8 protein-coding genes are annotated in these 12,127 nt (G+C 72.1%); 5 read left to right on the forward strand and 3 right to left on the reverse strand.

What is annotated here, in order from left to right; genetic code table 11:
- A partial coding sequence (locus ACWJ6R_RS18660) for an FtsX-like permease family protein (protein WP_449063450.1) occupies nucleotides 1-1,167 on the forward strand: 1,167 nt, incomplete at its 5' end.
- Between the two features lie 531 nt (nucleotides 1,168-1,698).
- On the opposite strand, the gene treS is transcribed toward ACWJ6R_RS18660, so the two are convergent.
- Entirely contained in the window at nucleotides 1,699-3,387 is a 1,689-nt protein-coding gene (gene treS / locus ACWJ6R_RS18665) for a maltose alpha-D-glucosyltransferase (protein WP_449063457.1), read from the reverse strand.
- Nucleotides 3,388-4,287: 900 nt separating this feature from the next.
- Nucleotides 4,288-5,466 (reverse strand): tetratricopeptide repeat protein, encoded by a 1,179-nt coding sequence (locus ACWJ6R_RS18670; RefSeq protein ID WP_449063451.1) that lies wholly within the window; start codon nucleotides 5,464-5,466, stop codon nucleotides 4,288-4,290.
- An 87-nt stretch (nucleotides 5,467-5,553) separates the two neighbouring features.
- Here ACWJ6R_RS18670 and ACWJ6R_RS18675 point away from each other — a divergent pair, with 87 nt between their 5' ends.
- The 3 genes from ACWJ6R_RS18675 to ACWJ6R_RS18685 are packed head-to-tail and all read left to right on the forward strand — an operon-like array spanning nucleotide 5,554 to nucleotide 10,661.
- Nucleotides 5,554-6,813, forward strand: a complete 1,260-nt coding sequence (locus ACWJ6R_RS18675) for an MFS transporter (RefSeq protein WP_449063452.1) — start codon at nucleotides 5,554-5,556, stop codon at nucleotides 6,811-6,813.
- Nucleotides 6,814-6,823: 10 nt separating this feature from the next.
- Entirely contained in the window at nucleotides 6,824-8,656 is a 1,833-nt protein-coding gene (locus tag ACWJ6R_RS18680; RefSeq protein WP_449063453.1) for a tetratricopeptide repeat protein, read from the forward strand.
- Entirely contained in the window at nucleotides 8,646-10,661 is a 2,016-nt protein-coding gene (locus tag ACWJ6R_RS18685) for a CehA/McbA family metallohydrolase (protein WP_449063454.1), read from the forward strand. The genes ACWJ6R_RS18680 and ACWJ6R_RS18685 overlap by 11 nt, the downstream gene beginning before the upstream one ends.
- 52 nt (nucleotides 10,662-10,713) lie before the next feature.
- Here ACWJ6R_RS18685 and ACWJ6R_RS18690 read toward each other — a convergent pair whose 3' ends face one another.
- On the reverse strand, nucleotides 10,714-11,751 hold the full coding sequence (locus ACWJ6R_RS18690) for a hypothetical protein (protein ID WP_449063455.1): 1,038 nt from the start codon (nucleotides 11,749-11,751) through the stop codon (nucleotides 10,714-10,716).
- 204 nt (nucleotides 11,752-11,955) lie between these two features.
- Here ACWJ6R_RS18690 and ACWJ6R_RS18695 point away from each other — a divergent pair, with 204 nt between their 5' ends.
- Nucleotides 11,956-12,096: a hypothetical protein gene (locus ACWJ6R_RS18695; RefSeq protein WP_449063456.1), complete on the forward strand. Its 141-nt coding sequence runs from the start codon at nucleotides 11,956-11,958 to the stop codon at nucleotides 12,094-12,096.
- Nucleotides 12,097-12,127: the final 31 nt, after the last annotated feature.

Here is a 12,127-nt window from a genome sequence, read left to right on the forward strand (position 1 = left end):
TCCCCCGCAGCCCCGGCCGCCCCGCCCCGGGGCCGCCTGTCGCGGCTGGCCAAACTCGCCCTGCTGGTACGGCTCCCGCCCGCGCTCGTGCTGGGCACCCGCGACGCCTTCACCCGCCGCACCCCCGCCCTGCTGAGCATCGTCGGCCTGGCCGTGCCGATGATGATGATCACCATCGGCCTCGGCTGCTGGGCCACCCTCGACGACTTCCTGCGCCGCCCCGAGCGGGTCGGCCAGGCCGCCGCCCTCACCGTCCACCCCGGCAGGCTCACCGCCACCGAGGCCGCCCGCATCGCGCGGGCCGACCCGGAGGTGCGCTCCGTCCACCCGGGCAGCGAGGTCGCGGCGCTGGAGCCCAGGCAGACCAGGAGCGTGCTGGTCCGCGCGCTCGGCACGTCCACGGCGCCGTACCCCCTGGTGGTCGCCGAGGGGCGGATGTTCGCCGCGCGGGGCGAGGCCGTCGCCGGGCAGGGCCTGCTCGACCTGCTGGGCGTGCGGATCGGCGACCGGGTCCGGATGACCGTCGGCGGCACGCCGCTGATCGTGCGCATCGTCGGGCGGGTGGTGGAGCCCGACCAGGACGGCGAGGTGCTCTCCACCGGGCTGGACACCCTCGCCGCCAAGGACGCCCTGCCGCCCCAGTTCCACCGGCTGGTGCTGGCCGAGGGGGCCGACGCCGAGGCGGTCCGGGCGCGGCTGCTGGCCGCCTCCGGCGAGGCCCTGGAGGTGCGGCGGACGGTCAACCCGGCCGAGCGGCTCGCGGTCATCCGGGTGGTGATCGTGGCGCTGACCGCCGTGCTCGCGCTGCTGGGCCTGGCCAACCTGCTCACCGCCGGGGCGCTGGGCCTGCGCGACCACGCCTCCGACCTGGCGGTGCTCAAGGCGATGGGCCTCACCCCCCGGCAGGTGGCCGCGACGCTGGTCACCGGGACCGGGCTGCTGGTCGTGCTGGGCGTGGCGGCGGGCACGGCGGCCGGGGCCTCGGTGGTCGGCGGCCTGATCGACCTGCAGGGCCACACCAGCGGCGTCGGCGCGGGCATCGGCCGCACCCCGTCCGCCTCGGTCCTCGCGGTCGCGGCACTGGCGGCGATCGGCGCGGGCCTGCTGGTGACCCTGATCCCGGCCCGCCGGGCGGCCCGCGCCCAGGTCCCGGTCGCCGCCCGGTAGGGGATCGGTCCGTTGACTTCCGCCGTGTCATCCGGGCAGGGCCGAGGGAGCGTTCAGCTCTCGCCGAAGAGGTCTTCCAACATGAGACGGGCGCGATCGGGGACGGGTTCGTCGGGGAAGACGTCTGCGCACAAGGCGAGAACGTCGTCCGCGGAGCCGAGCTCGAGGCGCTCGACGAGAGCACGGATGTCACCGGTGTCCCGCCGGCGGGCGGCCAGGACCTTTAGAGGTCGGCCACGACTCCACGCCGGGCGAGACGGTCGCCGAGGCGCCGAAACGCTTCCTCGATCGCGGTCCGGTCGAGGAGGGGGGGCGTCGCTCACGCGACCTCCAGTTCCTGGGGATGGATGAAGACACCACGGCGGCGGAAGGACGCGGGGGCGTGGACGAAGGCGTCTACGCGGGCCGCAGGGGTGTTGAAGGGAAACCAGAACCGCTCGTTAATAGAGGAAGGCCTCGTGGGAGCCGCCCGGTGAAAGGGATGCGGGCCCCGGGCGGCGCCTCGTGGGAGCCGCCCGGGACCGGGAACGGTCAGCGCCGGCCGATGGAGAACCAGTAGAAGCCGTGGCCCGGAAGGGTCAGCAGGTACGGCAGCTCGCCGATGACGGGGAAGGGCACCCCGCCGCGGGCCTCGACCGGGGTCATGCCCTCGAAGCGCCGCAGGTCCAGCTGGACCGGCTGCGGGTACTTCGACAGGTTGTTGACGCAGAGCATCACGTCGTCGGCGTCCTCGCGCAGGAAGGTCAGCACCGCGGGGTTGTCCGACCACAGCTCGATGTACTCGCCGGTGCCGAAGACCGGGTGGTGCCTGCGGATCCGCAGCATGTTCCGGGTGAAGTGCAGCAGCGACGAGCCGCTCTTCTGCTGCGCCTCCACGTTGACCGCCTGGTAGCCGTAGATCGGGTCCATGACGGCAGGAAGGTAGAGCCGGCCCGGGTCGGCGGTGGAGAAGCCCGCGTTGCGGTCCGGGCTCCACTGCATCGGGGTGCGGACCGCGTCGCGGTCCTCCAGCCAGATGTTGTCGCCCATGCCGATCTCGTCGCCGTAGTACATGACCGGCGAGCCCGGCAGGGAGAGCAGCAGCGCGGTGAACAGCTCGATCTGGTCGCGCTCGTTCTCCAGCAGCGGGGCCAGGCGGCGCCGGATGCCGAGGTAGGCCCGCATGCGCGGGTCCTTGGCGTACTCGGCGTGCATGTAGTCGCGCTCTTCCTCGGTGACCGTCTCCAGGGTCAGCTCGTCGTGGTTGCGCAGGAAGATGCCCCACTGGGCGCTGTCCGGGAGCTTCGGCGTCCGCGACATGATCTCGGAGATCGGCTCGCGGCTGCCCCGCCGTACCGCCATGAAGATGCGCGGCATCAGCGGGAAGTGGAACGCCATGTGGCACTCGTCGCCGCCGGTGGCCGGGTCGCCGAAGTACTCGACCACGTCCTCGGGCCAGCCGTTGGCCTCGGCCAGCAGCACCCGGTCCGGGTAGAGGCGGTCCACCTCGGCGCGGACCTTCTTCAGGTAGGCGTGGGTCTCCGGCAGGCCGGAGCAGGCCGTGCCCTCGCGCTCGAACAGGTACGGCACCGCGTCCAGCCGGAAGCCGTCGATGCCCAGGTCCAGCCAGAACCGGAGCACCTCCAGCATGGCCTCCTGGACCGCCGGGTTGTCGTAGTTCAGGTCCGGCTGGTGGTGGAAGAAGCGGTGCCAGTAGTACTGCCTGCGGACCGGGTCGTAGGTCCAGTTGGACTCCTCGGCGCCGACGAAGATGATCGGCGCGTCGGGGTAGCCGGTCGGGTCGTCGGACCAGACGTAGAAGTCCCCGTAGGGGCCCTCGGGATCGTGCCGGGAGGCCTGGAACCACGGGTGCCGGTCGCTGGTGTGGTTCATCACCAGGTCGGTGATGACCCGCAGGCCCCGCTTGTGGGCCTCCTCCACCAGCTCCACGAAGTCGGCGAGGTCGCCGAAGTCGGGGAGGATCTTCATGTAGTCGGAGATGTCGTAGCCGCCGTCGCGGAGCGGCGACTCGTACAGCGGGAGCAGCCACAGGCAGTCCACGCCGAGCCACTGGAGGTAGTCCAGCTTCTCGATCAGGCCACGGATGTCTCCGGTGCCGTCGCCGTTGGAGTCCTTGAACCCCCGGACCAGCACCTCGTAGAAGACGGCTCGCTTGTACCACTGCGGATCGGCGGACACGAAGTCCTCGGAGACCGAATCCGGGCAGGGGGATGCGTTCATCATGTACTCGCTCACAATGAGGAAGGGCAGGACGAAGTCACCGGGTGCCCCGGCTGAATGATGTTTGGTGACCGCGCCGGCGGGAGCCGTCATCCCCACGAGCTCCATGCCCCCGGCCGGACCGAATTCGTGGTTCGGTGCCGGCCGTTGTAGCGCTTTCTGCGGCGAACACTACCAGCCGAGTGGATCGTGGGAAGCCCGATCGGAATCTCCGTCCGGACCGCCGGCCCGGAACCCGTGCCGAAGCCACGTAATCGCCCTGTCACCTGGTGTTCTCGCCGCGGGAACACGGCAGGTCGGATCACTGCGGGCGGGTCCGCTCCCGGCTCGCCGTACGGCGCGGGACGGGCTTGAGGCGCGGCATCAACGGCATATCCGGAGCCGCGAGGGATCAGCGGCGGGCCGCCCTGCGACATGAGGCCGGGGCCGGGCGGGAGGCCGGGGCCGGGCGGCTGGAGGCCGGGCGGCGCGGACGGTCCCCTGGCCGTGCGCCCATGCGCTCTTCCTGATCGTGACGCGTCCGCGGATATACGCCGCGCCCGGCGGTACGGCGGACGCGACCGGCCGGGACCGCCGTCCCCGCGATGATCGGCGAGGCGGTCGCGGCCACCGCGCGATCTCCTTTTCCGGGAGATCCGGTGATTGCGCGGTGACCGCAGCGGTGAAGTCTCAATCCGAAACGGCGTGAAACGTCACCATAATGTCAGGAGGGGTCGGCGTGCTTGGGAGTGGCTGCGCCGGACAAGCGCACCGTGCCGCGCTTGTGGATGACAATCTTCTTCATCTTCGGCTCCTTCGGACGTTAGGTGTGATCATCGGCGATCGCCCAGAGAATAATCTTTCCGAATATCGAAGATGTCAATAGAGGAGTTCTCTTCCCGCGCAGGTTGCGGGCGGCTCTCAAGGGCTGTGGCGCATGCTGAGGGCGGCAAGCAGGTCGGCTACCCGAGCTTGTTCCGGAACGCCGAGCGTGCGATAGGAGTCGAGTGCCCGTTCCAGTTCCCCGACGGCCGCTCCGGTTTTCCCGGAGATGCGCGCGAGGCATCGGCCGATGCCTTCCGTCGCCCGTGCCTCCTCATGCCGGCTGCCGGTCTCGCGGGCGAGCCCGCGCGCCTCCTCATAAACCGCCATCGCATTATGCGGTGTGTTCTCCCCGTCCAGATGCACTCGGCCGAGCCGGTTGAGCGCTTCGACCCGGCCGAGCCGGTCACCGGTCTCGACGAATATCGCGATGGCCTGCCGGAGTGTGCCGACCGCGGCTTTGTGGTCGCCGGCCAGATGATGGACGAAGCCGAGCTCGCGCAGGGAGTCGGCCTCACCGACCCGGTAGGGGAGCGCGCGGGCCAGGCCCAGCGCCTCGTCGGCGGCCGCCCTCGCGGCGGGCACCGCGCCGGTGAGGTATCGCACCACCGCCAGGCAGTTGAGTGCGTTCACCTGCCCCATCCGGTTCCCGAGCTCCCGGTAGAGGGCCAGGGACCGCGTCAGGGCGGCGGCCGCGGCGGGGTGATCGCCGGTCAGTTGGAGCGTGACTCCGATGTTCTTCACCGTGTTCGCCTCTCCGAGGCGGTCGCCCAGTTCTGTGAAGAGAGCGAGGGCCGCGTCCAGATTCCTTCTGGCGGCGGGGTAATCGCCGGTCAGGTAGAGAACGAAACCGAGATTCTTGACAGCACCGGCCTCCCCGTGTCTATCATTCAGCTCGCGAAAGATCGACAGTGCACTGCCGAAGGATTCGATGGAATCGGTGCAGTCACCGGTGAGGTGTCGTACGGTGCCCAACTTGTCGAGCGCTCCGGCCTCACCCCGCCGGTCTCCCGTCTTGCGATAGAGGTCGATGGCGAGAAGTAATTCGTCGATCGCGGCCGGTGAATCCCCAGTCGTGTAGCGGACCAGGGACAGTTCGGTGAGCGCGTCGGCCTCTCCGGTTCGGTCGCCGGCTTCTCGGAAAATCGTCAGAGCCTGGGTGAGCGTCTCTTCGGACGACCTCATGTCCCCGGACCTCCGCTGCGCGATTCCGCTGTCCACAAGGAATCGGGCGTGTATCCGTCCTGTTTTCATTCCCATCTGGTCCTCGCGATCCACCGGGGTACGGAAAACGGATTCTAGCGATATACGCCGCTCTTTTGTAGACTAAGTGATCTTCGTGGCGGTGGCGAAAGGTGATACCGCATGCCCGCAGCGCGGTCGCTCTGGCGGCATCGGGACTTCATGCTGCTCTGGGGTGGCCAGTCGGTCAGCATGGCCGGGACGGAGTTGAGCGCCCTCGCTCTCCCCTTCGTCGCCATGACGGTGCTCTCGGCCTCTCCGCTGCAGGTCAGCATGCTGAGCGCGATCGGCTATCTCCCCCACCTGGTCGCCTCGCTACCGGTCGGCGCATGGTTGGAACGGCGGCGGCGGCGTGCGCTGATGGTGTGGTGCAACCTCTGCCAGGCCGTGGTGCTCGGGTCGGTCCCCCTCTCCGCGGCGGCCGGCGTGCTGAGCTTCACCCAGCTGTGCGTGGTGGCGGCGGCGGCGGCACTGCTCGCGGTGGTCTTCGACACCGCCTACCAGAGTTACCTGCCGACCCTGCTCCGTGGCGACCGGCTGGTGGAGGGGCACGGCAAGCTGGGCGTGTCCATGTCGTTCGCCACCGTCGTCGGACAAGGCGGCGCCGGGGTCCTGATCACCGTGATCGGAGCCGCCCGGGCAGTGGCGGTGGACGCGCTGTCGTACCTGGTCGGTGCTGTCTCCCTGATGCTGATCAGGACCCCCGAGCCGCCTCCGCCGCCGAGGCCGGCCGGCTCCCGGCTCCGCACGGACATGGCGGAGGGGCTGCGGTACGTGGTCGGTGACCCGCTGATGCGCCCCGTGGTCATCGCCAACGCCTTCGTGTCGGCCGCCATCGGCGGGGTGTGGGCCCTGTGGATCGTGTACGTCCACCGCGAGCTGGGCTGGACCGCCGCCGAGACGGGCGTCTGCATGGCGGTCAGCGCCGCGGGAGGGATCGCCGGGGGCCTGCTCGTCAGGCGCCTGGCCGAACGGCTGGGGCTCCCCCGCCTCATGCTGCTCGCGGTGACCGGGTACGCGCTCGATCTCGTCCCCACCCTGGTCGCCGGGCCGGGGACCGGAGGATACCTCCTGGTCACGGTCGGTCACTGCCTGGCCATCGCCCTGCAGATGCTCTACATCACCGCCAACCGCAGCTTCCGCCAGTTCATCTGCCCGCCCGGGCTCATGAGCCGGATGAACGCCACCTCCCGCTGGCTGGCGCTGGGCTGCAAACCGCTGTTCGCCCTGCTGTTCGGCCTGCTGGCCACCTGGCTCGGTCTCTGGACGGCCCTCGCCGTCGGGGCGCTGCTCTTCTCCGTTCCCACCGCCGTCATGATCGCCTCGCCGCTGCGGTCGCTCCGCGAGGTGCCCGTCCATCCCGAACACGTTCTCCGCTCCTAGGAGGGAATCCATGATGCTGCTCTCGGTCGATGCCGACGGACGCTCGCGTGGCGTTTACCCGGTCGCCGCCGCCCTGGCGCACGCCCTGGTGCCCGTCGCGATGGAACGCCACCCCGAGCTGGTCACCGCGCACGACGTGGAGCTCCGTGCCGTCGCCCCGGACCTGGGCGTCCCGGCTCGCCGCCGGTCCATCGCCGCGCAGCTCTCCAGGCCCGAGCGGATCCTGGTGCCGGGCTCTCGGCACACTCTGCGCATCGCCAATGGCCTGGCCGAGTTCGTCCGCGACCACCTGACGGCCGTCGGCGGCGCGGTGACCCTGACCGTCGGGAACATCGACCGCGCCGACGCCACCGACCGGGAGTTCCTCGAGGTCGCCGGAAGGCGGGTGGACGGGGACCTGCTCAGGGTCATCGAGGGTGAGCCGGTGCCGTACGAGCCCCTCACCCCCGCCGAGCACGACGGGCGAGCCGACGAACTGGAGGCGTCCGGATTGATCCGCCCGCAGTTCGGAGAGATCGCCTTCCACCGGGAGCGGGGGAGCGATCCTGAGCTCGCGGTGAAGGCGCTGCGGGAGGCCATGGGCCGCTGCCTCATGGAAGGCTTCCACCATGCCGCCGCGGACCGGGGGGAGCGCGCGATGGAGCTGCTCACCTTCGACGCCGACCTGGACGTCTGGTGGCGGACTGCGTACGGCACAGCACTGGCCTATTCGGCGATCGACCGAGAGGAGGAGGCGCGGGTGCTGCTCGACGAAGCGCGCAGAAGGGGCGTCGAGCCGAAGGCCCGCGCGACGGCGGCCTACGCCACCGCGATGCTGCTGGTACGCCACCACATCCCCGCCCGGAGGGACCCGGAGGAGGCGATGGCGTGGATCAACGAGGCGATCACCATCACCTCGCTCCTGCCCGACCGACGTGAACGGGCCTTCCACCTGAGCTTCGATCTCAACGGCGCCGCCCTGGTGCAGCTGCGCCGCGGCAGGCTTCCGGACGCGCTCGCGCTGGTCCAGGAGGCGGTCGAACTCGCCGAACGCGACCTGGAGGAGGGAGAGCACCCGATCCACCGCCTGGTGCTGAGGGCCAACCGGGGGAGTCTCCTGGCGATGGCGGGAGAACCGGAGAAGGCGCTGCGAGACCTGGACGCGGCGATCGCCGCAGACCCGGGGTACCCCGACTACTACATCGACCGCGGCAACCTCCTGCACCGGCTGGGACGGACGGCCGAGGCCGTGGCCGACTACGAGACCGCGGCGCGGGTGGGACTGCCCTTCCCCGAGCCCTACTACAATCGCGCCGAGATCCGCTTCGAGGAGGGCGACCTCGACGGAGCGCTCGCCGACCTCGGCTACGTCCTCGAACTCGATCCCGACTTCGTCGACGCCTACGCCAACCGGGCCGGGATCCGGGCGGCACTCGGCGATCACGAGGGGGCGCGGGCCGACGCCGTACGCGGTCTCGAGCTGGATCCGGGCAACGTCCACCTGCTGTCGGCGCTCGGACAGGCGGAGACCGCCGCGGGCCGCCCCGCGGAGGCCCGCAGGGCCTTCGACGCCGCCCTGGAGATCGACCCCCGTGCCACGGCGACCCTGGCCAGCCGAGGTGCGCTCGCCTACGAGTCCGGCGATCTCGAAGCCGCGGTCGCCGATCTGAGCTGTGCCATCGACCTGGAGGAGAACCCCGCCTATCTGTTCAACAGGGCCATGGTGCTCCGCGACCTTCGCAGGATCGAGACCGCCCGGCGCGATCTGGTACGCGCCGCCGCGCTGGATCCGGATGACGAGGACATACGACGGGAACTGGACAGACTCGGGACAGCATGGAGGGAGGACCGCCGTGCTCGGTGATCCGCTGCTGCCCGAGGCCGTCGCCCGCGCGCTGGGGCGATACCGGGCGCTGCGCGACCGGCACGGGGTGTGCTGGGGAGAAGAGCTCATCCCGTACGTCGGGGAGGTGCGCACCAGCGGGTACCTGATGGGAGGCCACGACTACTGGAGCGCCTGTTTCGCCCAGCTGGGCGGTGCCGCACGCCGCGACCTGGACGCGCGCATGGGCGAGCTGGACCTGGACCGGGTGGTGCGCGACGCGCTGGCCGGTGACGTGCCGGACAACCTGGCGGTCCTGCGCCTCACCCCGGACGGCGCCGTGCTCCGGGCCGTGACCGCGGTCGTGCTCGACGACGCGCCGCTGGAGACGACGCTGCTGCTGGACTCCGGCAGGGACGAGCCGGTCACGGTCCTCGTCGACGGCACGCCGTACGCGGTGGCGCCGTACGGGGCGCGGCTGGTCGGGATCGACGCCGCCGCCCGGGTGGTCGTCGAGGGGGAGCGGGTGGACCTGAGCGTGCTCAGCCGGCGCGCGGACCGGGCGAGGATCAGGTTGCGCGCGGGCTTCCCGTGCCGGTGGAGCGTGACCGGGGCGAACGGGCAGGGCTGGTACCCGCCCGGGGCGCCGCGCGCGCTCGACCACCACCGCAGACCGTACTTCCACGGCGACGACCTGCTGCTCGACGTGCCCGCCGAGCAGCTCACCGTGGCGGTGACGCGGGGCATGGAGTACACCACCGCAGAGTTCGCGCTCCGGCCCGCGCCCGGGGAGGAGCGGCTGGTGGAGTTGCGTCCCGAGCGGCTCTACGACGCCGCGGCCCGCGGCTGGTACGGCGGAGATCTGCACGTGCACCTCAACTGGATGGGCGACGAGCCCGCGGCGCCCGCCCGGGCCGCGGCCGTCCAGCACGGTGAGGACCTGCACGTGCTGAACCTGGTGGCGGGCAACGTCGCGGGGGAGCGCGTCTACGACCGGGAGGCGCTGACGCACTGGGCGGGCGAGGACCTGCCCTGGTCGGACGAGCGGCACCTGGCCAGGTTCGGCGTGGAGTACCGCAACGACCTGCTCGGGCACGTCACGGCGTTCGGGCTGTCCGCTCCGCCCGGGCGCTTCCACTCCGGGTTCGCCGGCGGGTCCGACGCCGAGCCCAACAGCGCGGCGCTGGAGGAACTGCGGAGGCTGGGCGCCGTCACCGGCTACGGGCACCCCTTCCACACCGACCTGGCGGAGGACGATCCACCGGAGCGGGGCGTGGCGGCCGGGCGGAACTGCTCGGCGCGCGAGCTCGTCGCCGACGCCGCGCTCGGGCTGGTGGACGCGCTCGACGTGCTCAACCACTCGTCCATCCAGGCCACGGCGGTGGTCTACCGGCACCTGGTCGGGGCCGGCTGCCGCCTGGCCGTCACGGCCGGCAGCGACTCGGTGCTGTCCATCTCGCGCCGCGGCACCGCCTCCAGCCCGCCGGGCTGGCAGCGGGTGTACGCCCGCGTCGAGGGCCCGCTCACCGCGGAGTCCTTCGCCGAGGCGGTCCGCCGGGGGCGGACCTTCGCCACCACCGGCCCCTGGCTGTGGCTCTCGGTCGACGGGCACGGGCCGGGCGACACACTGGAGCTCGCCGCGGGCGACCGGGTCCGGATCCGGGCCGGGGTGATCGGGCCCGAAGCGGAGCGGCTGGAGATCCGCACCGGTGACGGCGTCCTCGCGTGCGGTCCGCCGGACGGGCTGACCGCCGAACTGGTGGTGCGTGAGCCGACGTACGTGGTCGCGGTCGCCACCGGGGGACCGCATCCGCGGTCGTGCCATCCGTCCGGCGCCTACGCCCACACCAGCCCCGTCTACCTCGACGTGGCGGGCGCGCACGTGGCCAGGCGGGCCGATCTGGAATGGTGCCTGGGCTGGCTGGACCGGCTCGGGACCCTGCTCCGGGAGGACGGCCGGTTCGCCTCCGACGAGCAGTACCGGGCCCACCTCGACCTGTACCGCCGGGCCGGGGAGGTCTACCGATCACGGCTCGGACACCGGTAGCCGCACCCGCCGGCGGCATCGGACACGCCGCCTCCGCGGCCGGTCATTTCCGTCAGCAGCCGGGGCAGGTCTCCCGCCTGCGCCGTTGGTACGCCAGCGTGGCCAGGCCCAGCCCGATGCCCCACGGCAGCCAGAGCAGCGCGGGGGCGCCGCTGCCCGTGACGGGCAGTCCGTCGAGGACGAGCTGCCGGTACGGCGCCATCCCGGCCGTGATCACGGCGACGGCCACGACCGCGGCGGGGACCACGGCCAGTGCCACGGGCACGCGCCGGCCGCCCAGGTAGGGCACCCAGCCGGGCAGGACCGTGCCCCAGCGCATGGACAGCCCGAGGGTGAGCAGCGCACCGGCCGCGGCGGACAGCGGAAGGCTGTACACGACCAGCGGCCCGAGCGACTTCGCCTCCAGGTCGGCCAGCAGGTCGTGGATGAACCGCCGGTCCACGCCCAGCGGGATGCCGAGGACCCACACCGCCCGCTGCACCGCGTACGGCAGCGGCGCGACCACCGCCACCGCGGTCGCCCAGCGGCCGATCCGGGCCCAGCGCGCCGCCGCGCCCGGCTCGGCGTGCGGCCGGTCGCACAGCGGGCAGCGGGAGCCGCTCAGCAGCGACGCCGCCGTACCGGCGAGCAGCGCCCCGCCGAGGGCGCACAGCAACTGGTTCACCACCGGCCAGTCCACGAGGCCGACGTATCCCTGCAGCCCGTAGGCCATGCTCTGGAGCACCCGGACGTCGGGGACCACCAGCAGCAGCGGGACCGCCGCCACCAGGAGCACCACGGCCGCCGCCCGGGGCGGGATCCGGCGCGTCCGCGGCGACCGCCCGCTCAGCGCGGCGACCAGGCCGGCCACGCAGCCGAGGGCGATGACGAGGCCGGTCGGTCCCGGCTCGGCGGCGGCCAGCCAGCTCCCCATGTCCTCGGCCCTGGGGTCGCCGACGCCGAGCGGGAAGCCGGCACCGCCGGACGCCCAGTACACGGCGAGGGTGCCGTAGCCCAGGCACCACAGGGCGGCCGCGTAGGGGAGCAGTCCTCCCAGCCGCTCCACCATGCGGCCGCCTCGCCGCGCGGTCACCACCTCGGTCGCGGTCATCGACGTCCTCCGAGCCGGGATCCGAGCGGAGCACCGGGACGGCACGCCCCGTGGGGCGGATGCGAACGGGTCATGTCTTCTCCTGAGGTCTGCCGCCGCCCCTGTGAGCGGCACGCATTCCGGAGAGTCGCAGCCGTCCCGGCGGCCGCGGTATCCGCCGATCGGCAGATGTGGGCCGCGCCGGGCACGTTCTATGGTGGGTCCGTGATCAACAGTGGCGTCACCGGTGAGCCGGAGCGAGGGGGCGTCGAACGCCTCGCCACGCGTGTGCTCCTGGCCGCCGCCCCGCTGGCCGCCGCCCTCGCCCTGGCTTCGGCGCTGCACCCCGGCGCGGCCGCGTGCTGACGTGCCCGCCGCTTCGGCGCTGGGCACGCTG

Source organism: Planomonospora algeriensis, assembly GCF_977012225.1.